Origin of the sequence: Paenibacillus sp. 2RAB27 (assembly GCF_052115445.1) — a bacterium.
Lineage (GTDB): Bacteria > Bacillota > Bacilli > Paenibacillales > NBRC-103111 > Paenibacillus_E.
Genome location: NZ_JBFRGR010000021.1, coordinates 1 through 16,675, shown reverse-complemented (window position 1 = coordinate 16,675; position 16,675 = coordinate 1). Strand labels below are relative to the sequence as shown.

The following is a 16,675-nucleotide window of genomic DNA, read 5'->3' as shown; positions in this document are numbered from 1 at the left end:
AGCGAATGGAGCTTGAAGGAGGTATTGTCCAAGCGATCGGGCATACGCCGCTTATTCGGCTATCGCGTTTGTTTAAGGATCAACCCTTTGAGGTTTATGGCAAAATGGAGTGGATGAACCCCGGCGGCAGCGCAAAGGATCGGCCAGCTTTGTTTATGCTGCGGGAGGCGATTCGCCGTGGTGAGGTGACGAGCGGGAGTGTCATCGTGGAGTCTAGCTCCGGCAATTTGGCGATAAGTCTCGCTCAACTTTGCCTCTATCTCGGACTTCGCTTCATCTGCGTTGTCGATCCGCGTACGACACAGCAGCATTTGCAAATTATCCGCAGCTTCCATGGGGAGATCGACCTCGTTTCCGTGCCGGATGAGGCGACGGGCGAGTTTCTGCCAGCACGCATCCGGCGGGTAGCAGAGCTGGTGAGTCAAATCCCGAATGCCTACTGGACGAATCAGTATGGAAGTCCAGACAATGCGCTGGCTCATAGCGAGACTACGATGCGGGAAATTGGTGAGCAGTTAGGCGAGGTTGACTATTTATTTTGCGGCGTTAGTTCGTGTGGAACGATTCGAGGGTGCATGGAGTACATCCGCAGTCGCGGTTGGTCGACACAGATCGTGGCGGTGGATGCCGAAGGCAGCGTTATTTTTGGCGGGGAAAAAGGTTCGAGGAAATTTCCCGGACTAGGCGCAGGTGTCACACCTGGCTTGCATCGGCATGATGTTGCGGACAAAGTCATCTACGTATCCGATAGGGATTGTGTGGAGGGCTGCCGCGCATTAGTTCGTGAAGAAGCCGTTCTAGCTGGCGCTTCCTCCGGAGGCGTTATTTCGGCGATACGCAGAATGAGCAGAATGATTCCCTCAGGAGCCGTTGTTGCGGCGATTTTGCCGGACCGTGGTGAACGATATTTGAATACGGTGTACAACGATGAATGGGTTGGGCGAGAGATAGGGTATGCACCGAGTAACTAGCATGGGAGACTAGCGGATGTTGTATTTACAGGATGACCATATCCGAGAGATCGGAATCGATTGGAAGAAGCTAACTGACATCATTGAAGATGTCGTTGCTATACAGGATAACGGGGATTGTGCTCATCCCTTGAAGCCATACTTACGTTTCCGCGATCCGAAAAACCGGATTATTGCAATGCCTGCTTATGTAGGCGGTAACATCAATATTTCGGGCATTAAATGGATTGCGAGTTTTCCAGACAATCGCCTTAAGGGACTTCCCCGGGCTCATAATACGTTGATTCTGAATAAACCGACGACAGGTGAGCCGCTGGCATTTATCCACAGCGGACTGTTAAATGGTCTTCGGACCGCAGCGGTGAGCGGTGTGATGTTGAGTCAATTTGTGATGTTCAGGCAGCCTGACCGTTTACGCATTCACTTAATCGGGTGGGGACCCATTGGGCGGCTGCATCTGGATATGTGTGTCGCTTTATTTGGCGAGTGGATTGAAGAGGTTCGGATTTATGATCTGAATGGTGTCGAGCTGGGGACGATTCCGGCAGCTATTCAGAGTAGGACGCAAGTGATTAATGATTGGCGCACAGGCTATCGCGAGGCGAATGTTATTATGACGTGCACAGTGTCAGCGGAGAGGTACATTGATGAAGCCCCGCCTCGCGGAGCGCTCCTGCTCAATGTCTCCCTCCGGGACTATAAACCGGAAAGCGTTGCTGACGTGAAAACGATCATTGTGGATGATTGGCGCGAAGTATGCCGTGAGCGGACAGATATTGAGCAGCTGCATCACCTGTATGGCTTACAGGAGTCGGACGTACACACCTTAGCCGATGTAGTGCTTCGTGACCAGTTGGCTAGTGTGGAAACGCAGGAGCCTGTTTTTTTCAATCCGATGGGCTTAGGCATCTTCGATGTTGCCGTTGCAGGCTACTATTGGAGGGAAGCGTTGCGGCTACAAAAGGGAGTTACGTTAGAGGGAAGTAAGTATAAATAGCCACGGGTTGTTGGTTTTTCTGGAGATGCGGAACGACGTTCTGATATTTGGCCTAGAACAGCCATTTTTAAAACGCAACGGAACGTGAGGGCGCTATTTCGCTGGAATTGCTGCTTTGTGTGCGCAATTCGAGGAAATAGCGGGTCCTCGTTCCGCAACTATTTGAAATTGCCGAAATTCACTCGAATAGTGGAATGACGTTTCGTTTCTTGGGGACATGCTGCAGGTGGTGAGGGGTGAATGTGAATGTTGGGTGATTACAAAAGTAAACAAGGGGAGTCTCGGAGGCGAGTCGCTGCAACAAAAGCGACTACTTTTTACTCTTATACACATCTATCCACAGAGTTACCCACAAGTCCACAGGGCCTCAAGTCCCTATTGGGCATAACTTAGGCGATGCGTATTAACATATCCACATGTTGAGTTATCCACAGAAAATCGCCTGTGGATTATAAATTCGCTGGTGTGCTGCATGCAACAGTCACTCCTCCCCAACCCCAACCCAACCCAACCCAACCCAACCCAACCCAACCCAACCCAACCCAACCCAACCCAACCCAACCCCGAGCCAAGCTCAGTCGTAGCTGTTACGTATCAACTAACTGGATTTTCTACATCTATTCGAACCGTATTTTACGTTTCTGAGGGGTTAGCTGCATTTCCTCCAGTTAATTTTCAACGTTTGTCCCGTTTCTTCAAATTTACATAAAATTAACTGGAGTTTTTACAGCTATATCGGGAAAACCAGCAAATCCGCGATAATTAACTGTAGGTTATACAGCTAAACACGCGGACAAGCTACTCTAACCACCTCAACCTGTGCCCGCGCGCAGAACAAGCCACCTCATCACCTCAATTCCTCACCTCAGCCACCTCAATTCACGTCTCAGCCCTGCATCCAAAAAATTCTTTCTTCTCTTGTCACAAAACACACGCCAATTTCGCCTTATAGATATAAAGCGAAATTGGAGGATGATGAACATGACTAAATACGACACAGCCGTCATCGGCGGAGGCTTAGCTGGATTCATTGCTGCACTTGAAGTAGCCAAAGGTGGAAGAAGCGTGGTTCTGCTGGAACGTTCGGGACGAATGGGTGGCAGAGCGATGACGAATAAGAAAAACGGTGTGCTTTTCAACCTTGGGGGCCATGCTTTATACCGTGCAGGAGATGCTTTTCGCATTCTGCGAGAGTTGGGTATTCGCATCGAGGGAGGCTCACCTTCTGCGAAGGTCAATGCACTGTGGAACCAAGGGGTCGTGCCAATGCCGGCAACACTGCTCAGCATGATCACATCGAAGCTGCTCACCTGGTCAGGGAAACTGGGACTTCTGCGACTCGTCATACGGTTAACCAAAATGGACGCGAGCAAGGTTGAAAACATACCGCTTAGACAGTGGGCGGAGCAAGAAATTGCGGATCCAATGGTTCGTCATATTTTTTACTCTTTGTGCAGAACGGCAACGTACACATTTGATCCAGATCATCAGCTTGCTGGCCCAGTGCTAGGGCAGGTACAGCGCTCATTAAAAGGAGTGCTTTATATCCACGGAGGCTGGCAAATGATCGTCGATCAGCTCCAACAGAAAGCGATTGATGCAGGTGTCCACATCATAAGCGGTTCCGACGTGAAAGAAATCGTACACGCGAACGGTCAGGTGCAKGGCATCAAACTTGCCCATGAAGAAATGGTAGAGGTATCGCATGTCATCAGCACTGCGTCCCCATCGGAAACCTACAAGCTTGTCCCGAACGCAGACCGAACGATATTGAAACAGTGGAGGGACGAAGCGCGCCCTTCGAAAGCTGCCTGCCTAGATTTAGGCTTGAAAAAGCTCTCCGTTCCAGGTCGAGATGTGGCGATTGCGTTGGACCAACCGATCTTTTTCTCGCATCACACTTTACATGCCAAGCTTAGTGAGGACGGTACACTCGTCGTGCATATGGTCAAATATAACGGATCTGGAGAAAGTAATCCGAAAGAGGATGAGGAAGCCCTTACTGCTGCCATGAATACCCTACATCCTGGTTGGGAGCAAGTAGTCGTAACGAAACAGTTTCTGCCGAACATGACGGTCGTCCATGACACTTTACATGTGGGTAAATCCAATCTGCAAACAGGTCCAGCCGTTGAAGGCATTCGAGGACTCTTTGTAGCGGGTGACTGGGCAAGTCATGGCGAAATGCTCGCGGATGCCTCGGCGGCAAGTGCTAGACGTGCGGCTCAAGCTATTTTAAAAACGCCTCAGTTCGCTTAGAATTATCCTATTACAGATACCAGTAGATCGGGAGGTGTGACAAGATGGAGATCACAGGGGCAGAAGCTTCCGAGCAAATCTATCTGAGCTATAGACCGTTAATGTTTTCACTAGCGTATCGCATGCTGGGAAGTGTGATGGATGCGGAGGATGTGGTGCAGGAGGCATTTCTGTATGCCAATGAGACGAATCTGGAGCATGTTCACAATCCCAAGGCTTATCTATGCAAAATTGTGACCAACCGCTGCATCGATAGCCTGCGCTCCGCCAGCAAAAAACGAGAGGTGTACGTCGGGCCATGGCTGCCGGAACCACTGATGACGACAAGCGCGACAAGTGCAGATCATCAGATCGCACCAGATCTCGCGTATACGCACAAAGAATCGCTATCCACCGCGTACCTTTTGCTTCTGCAGCAGCTGTCTTGGGTGGAGCGAGCGGTATTCCTGCTTCGTGAGGTCCTGCAATATGACTACGATGAAATCTCCGAAATTGTTGGCAAAAGCAGCACGAATTGCCGTCAAATTTTCCGCCGAGCTAAGAATGCGATTAGCCTCCCGCCGGAGCGGGTGAGTGAAACGAAACAAACGACAGCGATCGTGGAACAATTCGTACACGCGTTAGTGTCAGGGAATATCGCTCAACTGTTAACCATCGTGAAATCCGATGCCATTCTATACTCTGATGGTGGTGGCAAGGTGAATGCGGCGATCAACCCTATTCAGGGAGTGAAACGAATTGCCAAGTTTTTATCTGGCGTTTTGGCCAAATTACCGGAGGACTATCGCTTTACCTTAACGACAGTGAACGAACAAATAGGCATTGTTGCGTATGTGAATAATCAGCCTAATAATGTGATGACATTCCATCTAGAGGAGGGGCAGATCAAGGCTTTCTATATCGTCGTGAATCCTGATAAATTGAGGCACATTGCAACATGGCAAACGGAAGCGTGAGGTCTTAATCTTAGATTATAGAAAGCTGCTAAGGAGTCATTACGATTCGTGGCAGCTTTTTTTCGTTTGATGTCATCCAGTGAATGTCGCATAATGGGAGGAAGTCAAGAGTTGCCTAGCAAGACGAGAAAGAGGAGAGAGCCGTATTGAAAAAAGTAAGTGAAACGGCAGTAACCAAGCGTAAGGCACCAGCCTTCTCGCTGCCTGCCTCCAATGGAGAGAAAGTTTCTTTAGCCGATTATAAAGGGCGTAAAGTTGTTATTTATTTTTACCCACAAGATAATACACCAACCTGTACCCAGCAATCCTGCGACTTTCGAGACTACAACGGGAAATTCGCGGAGTTAGGTGTAGAAGTGATTGGTATCAGCCCGGATGAGCTGAACTCGCATGACAAATTTATTGCGAAGTACGAGCTGCCGTTCCTCCTGCTTTCAGACACCAATCATAAGGTAGCAGAGAAGTATGGGGTATGGGCGTTGAAAAAGCTGTATGGCCGCGAGTACATGGGCATTATTCGATCAACGTTTCTAATTAACGAGAGAGGTTATATCGTAAAAGAATGGAGTAAAGTGAGAATTAAGAATCACGTGCAGTCTGTACTGGATGCTGTGATAGAAATGAAATAGGCTGCTTCTAATCTCGTATTCGTCAACTTATTTTTAGTAGAGATACGCGGAACAGTTTCTTCCATATAAAGGGATGATAAGTCCCAAAGCGATGCTTCTCCTTACGGAGAGGGATCGCTTTTTTTGTGTCATACTCTCGCTCCTCGGCCCATATAATCTATCAGATGTCAAAATGATAGAACATGCGGAGGGATCATCGGATGCGCTCACAGGTACAAACCCCAAACAACGGACGACTACGATTTCAAATCATGATGGTTGTTGTTTTACTAGTTTCACTCTTGGTTGGCAGCATGCCAGCCAAAGCCGCGGACAATGAAGGGGATCCGTCCGTACAAGAGGCGTTTGGGCAGCTTCAAGCAGGGAAGCGACTGAAGAGTGAGAGGACTTACGTAACACCGGAGCAGCCTACTGTATATCTGACGTTTGATGATGGTCCTAGCAAGTTGACGAATCAGGTGCTGGATATTTTAGATAAAGAAGATGTTAAAGCAACATTCTTCGTACTTGGTGAACAAGCGAAAGCGCATCCTGCTGAACTCAAAAGAATCGTAAAAGACGGTCATGCCATCGGCAATCATACCTATAATCATGTTTATAAAGAGCTTTATAGTGATTTTCAAACCTTTTGGAACCAAATCCAGAGCAGCGAAGACGTTATTTCGAATATCGTGGGGATACGACCTCAACTCGTAAGAGCGCCTGGCGGGACAGCAACGAATTTTGACGCCTATTACTTTTATTTGATGGAGCAAGCAGGCTATATCATGGAGGATTGGAATGTCGATAGTGGAGACTCCAAGAGAGCGAATGTGCCAGTGAATGAAATTTGGCAGACGGTGAAAGCTTCCCCCCTGGATCACGAAATTAATATTCTGTTTCACGATGGAACGGGGCATGAATCCTCTGTCCAAGTATTACCCCAAGTGATTAGCTACTACAAAAAGTTAGGATACGCCTTCGCCACGCTGACAGATCAAGTGAAGCCCAAGCAATTCGCCATCATGAAGCCGAAATGGTCGCGGAGCATGAGCATGAAGCAATTCCAAGCGATGATAGATCAAACGCAGCAATATGCAGTCGCTCATCCGAGCCCATCGGATCTCGTGAAGCAGGCAGAGGAAAAGCGCCTCGCGCAGAAGCTTGAGGCAGAAGCTGAAGAGAAAGCGAAAGCGAAGATGGAAGAAGAAGCGGAGGCTGCGCGTATTCTAGCTAAGCAAGCTGCTTTGCCGCTGCAGGTTCATGTACTCGGAGGGAATACGTTTACCATAGAACCTTCCATTTATAAGCTGCATGCGAATCAAATAGAGTTGCCTCTGCGCTATCTGATCGAGAAGATGGGTGGGAAAGTGGCGTGGCAGGCGGATACGAAAACAGCCAATGCCCATTACGGCATTTATGATATGGACTATGATCTTGTGAATAGAAGCATTAGTTTGTTCACTTTAGGCAAGCAAACAGCCACTTATTCGTTAGCGGATATGAACATGCAAGATAATCAAATTATCGTGCCACTGCGCAAAACGATCGTATCACTCGGCGGCCGTATTACGAATGCTGTGATGGATCCCGACTACCGTGAGGTTTCTATGGCGCTGCGTCCCCTTCACTTTTTTAAAGAAAATAATCGAATTCTCAAAAACTCTCTATTTGCAATGGCAGGATAATGTCTAAAAGAGTAGAGAGCTGGAAAAACTAGAAGCATACCCTTATAAAGGAGGCTTCTTGTCTATGGCATCGAAAACCCGAATATTCGATCAACCGCAGCCTCTTGTGGAACGGATGATCATGAACGTAGAGAAAGTGATAGTTGGCAAGAGAGAAACGATAGAGAAAGCTTTTATCGCGATGTTGAGCGGCGGGCATCTACTGCTAGAGGACGTTCCTGGTGTAGGTAAAACCATGCTAGCACGCGCGTTAGCCAAAACGATCGGTTGCGAGTTTAAGAGAATTCAATGTACGCCAGATTTGCTTCCTTCGGATGTGACCGGTGTTTCTGTTTTTAATGTCAAAAGCAATCAGTTTGAGTTTCGGCCAGGGCCATTAATGACGTCTGTCGTACTTGCGGACGAATGTAATCGGACCTCTCCGAAAACGCAGTCTGCTTTCCTTGAAGCGATGGAAGAAAAACGAGTGACCATTGACGGCACAAGTTATGAGTTGCCGAAGCCCTTCGTCGTCATCGCGACGCAAAATCCGATGGATTATGAAGGCACGTACGCGCTGCCGGAAGCGCAGATGGATCGGTTTATGATGAAGCTCTCACTTGGCTATCCAACGCATGATCAAGAGATTCTAATGTTGGATCGCTTGCAGGATCGCCACCCCTTGGAAAGCTTGAAGCCGGTGATTGTACAGGATGAGTTTGTACAATTGCAGAAGGAAGCGGCCATGATCCATGTGGATAATACGTTAAAAGATTTCATCGTTCGCTTAGCTTTAGCGACGCGAGATCATGCTGATTTTTACATAGGTGCAAGTCCGAGGGCGTCTTATGCGTTGATGCGTGCTGCACAAACGGCGGCTTATGTGAAGGGGAGAACCTTTGTTGTTCCGGATGATATTAAGGATTTGGTTTTACCTGTGTGGACGCACCGGCTTATTCTCACTTCGGATGCGCGCATGATGGGCCGTTCGGCAGATCTCATTCTTCAGGGTTTATTAGATGGCATGCAAACACCAGTTCTCCGTTATGTCACAGCGAAGTAGGGGACATGACATGAAAAGCTGGGGGAAGACGACGCTATTGCTGGTAAGTTGTGTGTTGGTGATCTATTTGGCTTATCGCCAAGGTGGATTCGCTGCGTGGTATCTTGGTATTTGTTTATCGTTGATCTGGATACAGGCCGGATTATTTTATGTATTTGCGCTGAAAGGCTTGAACTTGAATCGGCGCCTGTCAGGTGACGTGTTTCTCGCAGGCGATGATGTAACGATCGTGCTGGAGATCCAGCATCGTTCTTGGGTTCCAATGCCGTGGCTGCTGTTGAAAGAAACTTGGATCCATGAAGGAAATGGGAGAAAGCTGACGTACAGCAAGCTGCTTTTCCCTTGGTTTCAGAAGTCGATTCTGCTGCCTTACAAAATGACCCATCTCATGCGAGGCAGTTACCGTTTTGCTCATTTTGAAGCTGCGGCAGGGGATCTCTTTGGTTTCGCGCTTCGCAGAGTACAGAGGGAAGATTTGCAGCGTTATGTTGTGTATCCAAGGCCGGATGCATTGGGACGAAGCGGGATGACCTTTCAATCGGAGGAAGGCTCAACAACACTTAGTTCCAAGGGCGAAACGCCGCTGATCAGCTCCGTTCGTGATTACGTCAGCGGTGATCCGTATCACCGCATCCACTGGAAATCGACGGCTCGCCTGAGCCGTCTGATGACCAAAGAACCCGAGCAGGCCGCCTCCACGAAGTGGATGCTGCTGCTAGATGTCACGCCTGCGGCGGGCCCAGCAGAAGCGGCACAGCCGCTGCTGGAGAAGGGCGTCGCCCTCGCGGCGGGGTTCTTCGAAGCCGCCGCTAGTGGGCGAGAGAGCTGCGGCTTCGCCTGCAGCTCCTCTAACACAAGGCGAATCGCACCGACGATTCGCCCCGATCTGACGCTCGCGTACGAAGTACTCGCGAGCGTTGGCGGCAAGCCCGCCCTGTCCTTTCCTGACCTCGTCAGGAAAGAGGCGGCAGACTTGCCGCTGCATGCGTCGATGCTGTGTATCACATCGACGCTGGATGTGGCGCTGGTGCGCGCGATCGCAGATAGCGGCACCAGGCGCAGAGCCGTGCACGTGATCTACGTGCACGCGCGGCCTTCCCTCTCGGTCGCAGAGCGAGAGGGGGCTTCCCAGCTGCAGGCCGCAGGCTGCAGCTTCACGGAAGTGCCGCATCCGCAGAGCCAGTGGCCAAGGCAAGGGGGTGTTGCGGATGCAACCGCTTGAACCACGTCGCGGGCTGCACGCGCGCTCTCGCACTTCGCATTTTTTTAATAAGCGCGCAGGTACTTCGAGCGCAAGGAATTCGTATTTAGGCACTTCGTCTTTAGGCACTACAAATATAAGCAATCCGCACTTGAGCACTTCACCCTTAAGCAGCCCACAAGCCAATCCATCCCACCCAGACCCATCATCACGCAACCCATCCAAACTCATCTTCCGCGCAGACAGCCTGCCGCCTCAACCTAATAGTCTCTTCCGAGACGGTCTCATCACCCTGCTGCTCTTTCTCCTTCTCTCGGAATGGCTGCGACCTTTGGCATGGATGGGCGATGAGTTGATCCGAATTGGACCGATACTTGTTGTGTTTGCACTGTGTCTTGCGCTGGATTGCTTCCGAGTCCCTTATGGATGGGGATGGCTGGCAAAGTGCAGCATAATTGTGGTTTTTATCGGATATATGTTTAACCGCGAAACCTTACTTACTGGAGGATGGATCCTCTCGTTGGTGAGGACGCTTGCGCAAGATTTTGTCTATATCGTACAGGCTCATTTTGATCTGATCAGCGGTGAAATGCGCACGCTCCTGTTTCTAATGGGTTGGACATTACTGCTTTCGGTTGTTCAAGCTCTAATGCTCCAAAGACAGCATAGTCTTTGGTTTGTGATGGCTACCTTGATCTATCTCGTAGGTATACAGCTCGTATTTGGAGCGGATACCGTACAAGGAATCATACGCACATTAGGTTATGGGTTGCTTCTGATGGCTCTTCTCAATCTCTCAAGAATCGAACAGACCTATCGCGTGACAACTGTGCGTTCACGTCATTATTTGCAGTGGCTGATAGTTAGTGTGATCGTCGTTGGTATGTTGTCCGGCGTGGGTTGGTTGTCGGCTAAGCAAACCGAGTCCGAGCCTTTAATGAAGCCAGTAAGCTGGGCACATTGGTATGATCGTTTGTTTGAGCTCTATGAGGAGGAGACGGGAGTGAGCCCAGCTGTGGCGACTTCTGGGTATGGCCAGAACGATACGTCATTAGGAGGTCCACTCCAGGTGGACACTTCGCCAGTGTTTACGGCCAAAACTTCTGAACTCACCTACTGGCGCGGCGAATCCAAAAGCTTCTACGATGGCAAAGGCTGGACCCAGCCTACGCAAAAGCTAGAGCCTTTCGTGACCACTAGCACATCGGCGACAGCTCCAGTCATTGTGCAGGAGATTTTAATGAATGAGAAGGCGGCCAATAAGCAATTGTTCGTAGGTGGTGGGCTGCGTAGCATTGATATGCTACTGAGTGAAAAAGGGAAGCCTATACCATCTTGGAATGTGCTAACTTCCGAAACGAGTGGCTTAACGACCTTGCCGGAGATCGCTGACCCTCTTTCCTATTACAAAATCACCGTGCAACCCATTAAAGAAAATCCTGACCTCTTGAACACAGATATCGCACCTTATCCGGAAGAGATCACGCGGGAATATTTGCAATTGCCTGAGTCGTTGCCAAGGACGGTAAGAAGCACAGCTGAGCAAGTTACCGAAAATCGGTTGACGCCGTATGCCAAAGCAGTAGCGATCGAGCAATATTTGAGCCAATACTTTCCCTACAGTCTCGAAAAGCCGACCAATCCCAGCCGAAGTGAAGATTTCGTCAGTCATTTCCTGTTCGTAGATCGAACAGGGTATTGTGATCATTTTTCCACGGCCATGGTGGTTATGCTACGTTCTGTCGGTGTACCTGCTCGGTGGGTGAAGGGGTATGCTCAAGGAACAGTAGACGCCACCGATGACAATGGGCTGCACGAGGTAGTTGTCCGCAATCAAGATGCGCATTCTTGGGTTGAAGTCTATTTCCCTTCGATGGGATGGGTGCCATTCGAGCCGACACCTGGTTTCTCAGGGATATCCGTCGATCAACCTAGAGATAGGTTAACGACAGCAACCATGGAGCAGCTGGGGATGACAGCTTCCCTTACGAATGCACCGGTGACTAAATCCGTCATGTCCAAATCGAGTGAATGGTTGCACACGATGAAGAATAATCTCATCCAATTAGTAAAGGCTTATAAGAGTGCCGTTTTTGTTCTTATTTGCACTATCTGTTTACTTGTTGGCCTATATGTCGTACTAAGACGTCAAGGATACTTGTTGCGCAGAACGGTGGAGTTCTCAAGTTACAACAATGGATCTCCTAATCAGCAACATCCGTTGACGCCGTTTATGGATCGATTATGGAGACAGCTTTTCCGCAAATACGGTGTAAAGCCTGCCAATCAAACGGTTCGCGAATATGTCATGAATCTCCAGGTGGCCCATCAAGGACAGCAACAGGCACTGATGGCTTTCGCTCACATCTATGAAAGTGTCCGCTACGATCCGGCGCGTGCTTTTGCCTATTCGAAGCGGGAAATTACAGCAATTTGGAAAGCCATTCAAAAGACACATTAAATCCCCTTTACATCCTAGGTGCCTAATGTTTAAAATTAGTACCTAGAAATAGCGGTAAGTGGACAAGGGTTCTACCCCATCTTCAATCGCTATGAATCTAGGAGGTCGGATATGAGTAAACCAAGTGAATTGATCGTTGTTTTAGATTTTGGAGGCCAATATAACCAACTGATTGCTAGACGAATCCGTGATTTAGGCGTTTACAGCGAATTGCTGCCGCACAATACAACGGTTGATAAAATTCGTGAGATTAACCCTAAGGGGATCGTGTTCTCCGGCGGGCCTGCAAGTGTTTATGGCGAAGGAGCTCCTTCGGTTGATGCTGGCATTTTCGATTTGGGTATTCCAATCTTAGGCATTTGCTATGGCATGCAGTTGATTGCCCACCAATTGAACGGGAAAGTTGAACGCGCACATACGCGTGAATACGGGAAAGCAGATCTTGAGTTCTCGAACCAAAGCCCGTTAGTCAAAGGCCTAGAGGCGAAACAAACGGTATGGATGAGTCATGGTGACCATGTTTCCGTTCTACCTGAAGGTTTTGTTGTTGAAGCTAGCACGGAGTCACTTCCAATTGCTGCAATGAGCAACCGTGATCGCAAAATCCATGCTGTCCAGTTCCACCCAGAGGTTCGTCATTCAGTTCAAGGTAACGAAATGATCCACAACTTCATTTACGAAGTGTGTGGTTGTGTCGGCGATTGGACGATGTCATCCTTCGTGGAAGATATGATTAAAGAACTTCGTGCAGAAGTTGGCGATAAAAAAGTGCTTTGCGCACTTAGCGGCGGCGTAGATTCCTCCGTTGTTGCTATCTTGCTTCACAAAGCAATCGGCGAGCAATTGACATGTATGTTCATTGACCATGGATTGCTTCGTCAAGGTGAAGGCGAAAGCGTTATGGAGACGTTTGTCGGCAAATTTGATATGAAAGTTGTCAAAATCGATGCAAAAGATCGTTTCCTCGGCAAATTGGCTGGCGTAGCGGATCCGGAGCAAAAACGTAAAATCATCGGCACCGAATTCATTCGCGTGTTTGAAGAAGAATCCAGCAAGTTTGACGACTTTACTTACTTGGCGCAAGGCACGTTGTATACCGATATCGTAGAAAGTGGTACAGCTACCGCACAAACGATCAAATCCCACCACAACGTTGGCGGTCTGCCGAAAGATATGAAGTTCAAGCTCATCGAACCATTGAAAACACTATTCAAAGACGAAGTGCGCAAAGTGGGCGAAGAGTGTGGTCTTCCTTCCGCAATCGTGTGGAGACAGCCATTCCCAGGTCCTGGTCTAGCTATTCGTGTTCTAGGTGAAGTTACTGAGGATAAGTTGAAAATCGTTCGTGAATCCGACGCGATCTTGCGCGACGAAATTGCCAAAGCTGGCCTAGATCGCGAGATCTGGCAGTACTTCACGGCACTTCCAGGCATGAAAAGCGTTGGTGTTATGGGCGATGGCAGAACCTACTCCTATGCAGTAGGTATCCGTGCAGTTACATCCATCGACGGCATGACAGCCGACTGGGCTCGTATTCCTTGGGATGTACTTGAGAAAATTTCCGTTCGTATCGTCAATGAGGTTGAGAACGTGAATCGTATCGTATACGACATCACTTCCAAGCCGCCAGCTACGATTGAGTGGGAATAGATTGACAGTTTAATCAACACCAATAGTGTGAAAGAAAGACTCTCTTGAGCTGTAGACCAGCTGGAAGAGAGTCTTTTATTTTGAGCGATTTGACTGGATAAATATGTTACAGTAATAGGAACATCTAATATATTGAAGTACCAACGGGAGGAAAAATTATGACAATGATGGCAATGATTTTGGTCGGACTTGTTGCGCTTGAGCATTTGTATATCTTAGTTTTGGAAATGTTCTTATGGACAACTCCACGCGCGATGAAGTCTTTCGGTATGACGAAAGAGAATGCTCAGATTACGAAAAGCTTGGCAGCCAATCAAGGGCTGTACAATGGTTTTCTGGCAGCAGGTCTTGTATGGGGCCTTGTGCATCCGGACGCTGCGGTCGGGCGATCGATCGAGATTTTCTTCCTCGTTTGCGTACTTGTCGCAGCCGTATTTGGAGGCGCCACAGCCAAGAAATCAATTCTGCTTGTGCAGGGATTGCCTGCTCTTGTAGCGCTTGTTTTCGTCCTTCTTACCTAGCGGAATCGGCTATGATTTCCATTGAATGGGAATATGAATGTAAACTAGAAAAAGACGAACGATATGGGAATCTTTACCCGTATAATGTTCGTCTTTTTTGTTGACACTAGATCAAATTTTAACTAGAATATGAAATTGGATAACAGTTTTTCGTATAATCTCGGGAATTGGCCTGAGAGTTTCTACGAGATCACCGCAAATGATCTGGCTACGAAAAAAAGGAACGGTTTCCGTATGAGTTTTACGTGCGACTTCACACATTGAAGGCAGCCCTCATATGGACGGCTCCTTTTTCGTACCCGGAATCAGGCAACACGATTCCGGGTTTTTTGCTGTTTGCCAGAAAAGTATAGATGTATACTTTTGTTTCGCAAACCTTGGTAAACGCGCTCGTCCTAGAAGGACGACAAGGGCGTTTATCCTTGGTTCCCCACCATTCGTTTAGGAGGAGTAGGAAAATGGATTTGGATCGTTTTTTTAAATTGAAACAAAATGGCACCACGGTAAGAACAGAAATCATGGCGGGGATTACAACGTTCATGACAATGGCTTACATCCTTGCGGTAAATCCAGATGTATTAAGTGCGTTTAAATCAGGGGCAACTGGCGGAGACTGGACTTCCATTTTCTTAGCAACAGCGATTGCGGCGGGCGTGATGACGATTGCAATGGGGCTTTTCGTAAACTTTCCTGTGGCACTAGCACCGGGAATGGGCTTGAATGCGTACTTCGCGACGATTATTTTGACCTCACAAGGTAAATTTACGTTTTCGATGGCACTCACGGCCGTGTTTATCTCCGGTATAATCTTTATCATCCTAACGGTTACGAAAATCCGTCAAATGCTTCTAGTCGCTATCCCAGATAGCTTGAAGCATGCGATCACAGTGGGGATTGGGTTGTTTATTGCCATGATCGGTTTCAAGAACAGCGGCATTCTCAGCGTTGCAGTTGAAGCGGGTAATGATATTAAAGCACATCAGTTTACAGAAGTTCTTTCGTTTGAAACGATCTTTCATCTAGGTTCATTAGAAGATAAAGGTGTTATTTTAACCATCGTTGGTATTCTATTGATCTCCATCTTAATGGTGCTTCGTGTTCGTGGCGCGATCTTGTTCGGAATTCTTGCAACAACGGTTGTTGGTTATTTCATGGGTATGGTGGATCTAGGTACGTTAACTAGTGACAAAACAACATGGGTACCCGATATGTCCAAGCTGCGTTTTGCTGATTTTGATTTCGCGGGCATCATGACGACAGGGATTGTTTCTGTCATTGCTACATTTACTTTCGTTGAGTTGTTCGATACTTTCGGCACAATGGTAGGGACAGCTTCACGCGCAGGTATTATGAAGAACAAAGAAGAAGGTAACAAACGTGTAGGTAAAGCGATGTTCGTTGATGCGATCGGTGTTAGCGGCGGTGCATTAGTTGGAACAAGTACAGTAACAGCATTCGTAGAGAGTGCGGCAGGTGTAGCAGAGGGTGGACGTACAGGTCTAACGGCTGTAACGACAGGCGTATGTTTCTTGCTTGCTCTGTTCTTGGCGCCAATTGCGATGTTGATTCCAGGTTCCGCGACTGCGGCAGCGTTGATTGTTGTTGGTGTCCTAATGGTTCAATCCATTAAAGAAATCGACTTCCAGGACTTCGTTGTTGCGATCCCAGCGTTCCTTACACTTGTATTGATGCCTTTCACATACAACATTGCGAACGGAATTTCCTTTGGAATCGTGACTTATGTGGTTCTAGCTACAGCAGCTAATTTAGGTGGCAAAAGTGAGAAGAAATACAGCGTCCACTGGTTAATGTGGATTCTAGCCCTTCTAATTATTGCTCGATACGTCTTTATTGGAAGCCAAGGTTAAAAAAAGTTAGGGCTCTGGTACATCTGTACCAGGGCCTTTCTATATTCCGTTTATTTCCATGTCGAAAAAACTTGCAATCCCTTGGAGGATTTGTTATATTACTCCTTGTCGCTTCGGCGGTCGAACGAAAGAATGAGAGAATCGAAAGAAACTTAAAAATAGTTCTTGCATTCGAATGAGCTGATGTGGTATATTACTTCTCGCTGCTTCGGTAACACGGTAGCGGGCGCATGGAATATTGATCCTTGAAAACTGAACAACGAGTGAGTAAGCACGAACGAGTAATCGTTCAAAAAAGAGATTGCAAAATCTCGCTAGCTTCAAATGAGCAATTAAGCTTTTTCAAATAGGACGAGCAATCGTCCACTATTATGGAGAGTTTGATCCTGGCTCAGGACGAACGCTGGCGGCGTGCCTAATACATGCAAGTCGAGCGGGTTTAGAGCGGGTTTA

12 protein-coding genes, 1 rRNA gene and 1 riboswitch are annotated in these 16,675 nt (G+C 48.1%); all 13 genes read left to right on the top strand.

Features of this window, described 5'->3' with window-relative positions:
* The first annotated feature begins 5 nt into the window (after positions 1–5).
* Complete coding sequence (gene sbnA, locus AB4114_RS24175) at positions 6–971, top strand: 2,3-diaminopropionate biosynthesis protein SbnA (protein WP_441990747.1); 966 nt, start codon at positions 6–8, stop codon at positions 969–971.
* A 16-nt stretch (positions 972–987) separates the two neighbouring features.
* Complete coding sequence (locus AB4114_RS24170; RefSeq protein ID WP_441990746.1) at positions 988–1,968, top strand: 2,3-diaminopropionate biosynthesis protein SbnB; 981 nt, start codon at positions 988–990, stop codon at positions 1,966–1,968.
* A 981-nt stretch (positions 1,969–2,949) separates the two neighbouring features.
* The gene (locus tag AB4114_RS24165; RefSeq protein ID WP_441990745.1) at positions 2,950–4,227 is read left to right on the top strand and encodes a phytoene desaturase family protein; all 1,278 of its coding nucleotides are present in this window, start codon (positions 2,950–2,952) and stop codon (positions 4,225–4,227) included.
* Between the two features lie 44 nt (positions 4,228–4,271).
* Positions 4,272–5,183 carry an RNA polymerase sigma-70 factor gene (locus tag AB4114_RS24160; protein ID WP_441990744.1) on the top strand — a complete coding sequence of 304 codons (912 nt, stop codon included), beginning with the start codon at positions 4,272–4,274 and terminating at the stop codon, positions 5,181–5,183.
* A 146-nt stretch (positions 5,184–5,329) separates the two neighbouring features.
* Positions 5,330–5,812, top strand: coding sequence for a thioredoxin-dependent thiol peroxidase (gene bcp, locus AB4114_RS24155; RefSeq protein WP_441990743.1), 483 nt, complete (start codon positions 5,330–5,332; stop codon positions 5,810–5,812).
* Positions 5,813–6,012: 200 nt separating this feature from the next.
* Positions 6,013–7,479, top strand: a complete 1,467-nt coding sequence (locus AB4114_RS24150) for a polysaccharide deacetylase family protein (RefSeq protein WP_441990742.1) — start codon at positions 6,013–6,015, stop codon at positions 7,477–7,479.
* A gap of 64 nt (positions 7,480–7,543) precedes the next feature.
* Positions 7,544–8,521 carry an AAA family ATPase gene (locus AB4114_RS24145; RefSeq protein WP_441990741.1) on the top strand — a complete coding sequence of 326 codons (978 nt, stop codon included), beginning with the start codon at positions 7,544–7,546 and terminating at the stop codon, positions 8,519–8,521.
* 10 nt (positions 8,522–8,531) lie between these two features.
* Positions 8,532–9,743: a DUF58 domain-containing protein gene (locus AB4114_RS24140; RefSeq protein WP_441990740.1), complete on the top strand. Its 1,212-nt coding sequence runs from the start codon at positions 8,532–8,534 to the stop codon at positions 9,741–9,743.
* Complete coding sequence (locus AB4114_RS24135; RefSeq protein ID WP_441990739.1) at positions 9,730–12,183, top strand: DUF4129 domain-containing transglutaminase family protein; 2,454 nt, start codon at positions 9,730–9,732, stop codon at positions 12,181–12,183. Before AB4114_RS24140 ends, AB4114_RS24135 begins: the two co-directional genes overlap by 14 nt.
* 111 nt (positions 12,184–12,294) lie before the next feature.
* Positions 12,295–13,833: a glutamine-hydrolyzing GMP synthase gene (gene guaA, locus AB4114_RS24130; RefSeq protein WP_441990738.1), complete on the top strand. Its 1,539-nt coding sequence runs from the start codon at positions 12,295–12,297 to the stop codon at positions 13,831–13,833.
* Positions 13,834–13,991: 158 nt separating this feature from the next.
* Positions 13,992–14,354, top strand: a complete 363-nt coding sequence (locus tag AB4114_RS24125) for a DUF1304 domain-containing protein (protein ID WP_441990737.1) — start codon at positions 13,992–13,994, stop codon at positions 14,352–14,354.
* 130 nt (positions 14,355–14,484) lie between these two features.
* A riboswitch (purine riboswitch) is annotated at positions 14,485–14,585 on the top strand.
* A 233-nt stretch (positions 14,586–14,818) separates the two neighbouring features.
* Positions 14,819–16,222, top strand: coding sequence for an NCS2 family permease (locus AB4114_RS24120; protein ID WP_441990823.1), 1,404 nt, complete (start codon positions 14,819–14,821; stop codon positions 16,220–16,222).
* A 368-nt stretch (positions 16,223–16,590) separates the two neighbouring features.
* A 16S ribosomal RNA gene (locus tag AB4114_RS24115) occupies positions 16,591–16,675 on the top strand; the annotation flags it as partial.

Coding starts and splice junctions, on each gene's coding strand:
- sbnA (WP_441990747.1), top strand. CDS start 6: ATGGAGCTTGAAGGAGGTATTGTCCAAGCGATCGGGCATACGCCGCTT.
- AB4114_RS24170 (WP_441990746.1), top strand. CDS start 988: ATGTTGTATTTACAGGATGACCATATCCGAGAGATCGGAATCGATTGG.
- AB4114_RS24160 (WP_441990744.1), top strand. CDS start 4,272: ATGGAGATCACAGGGGCAGAAGCTTCCGAGCAAATCTATCTGAGCTAT.
- AB4114_RS24150 (WP_441990742.1), top strand. CDS start 6,013: ATGCGCTCACAGGTACAAACCCCAAACAACGGACGACTACGATTTCAA.
- AB4114_RS24145 (WP_441990741.1), top strand. CDS start 7,544: ATGGCATCGAAAACCCGAATATTCGATCAACCGCAGCCTCTTGTGGAA.
- AB4114_RS24140 (WP_441990740.1), top strand. CDS start 8,532: ATGAAAAGCTGGGGGAAGACGACGCTATTGCTGGTAAGTTGTGTGTTG.
- AB4114_RS24135 (WP_441990739.1), top strand. CDS start 9,730: ATGCAACCGCTTGAACCACGTCGCGGGCTGCACGCGCGCTCTCGCACT.
- guaA (WP_441990738.1), top strand. CDS start 12,295: ATGAGTAAACCAAGTGAATTGATCGTTGTTTTAGATTTTGGAGGCCAA.
- AB4114_RS24125 (WP_441990737.1), top strand. CDS start 13,992: ATGACAATGATGGCAATGATTTTGGTCGGACTTGTTGCGCTTGAGCAT.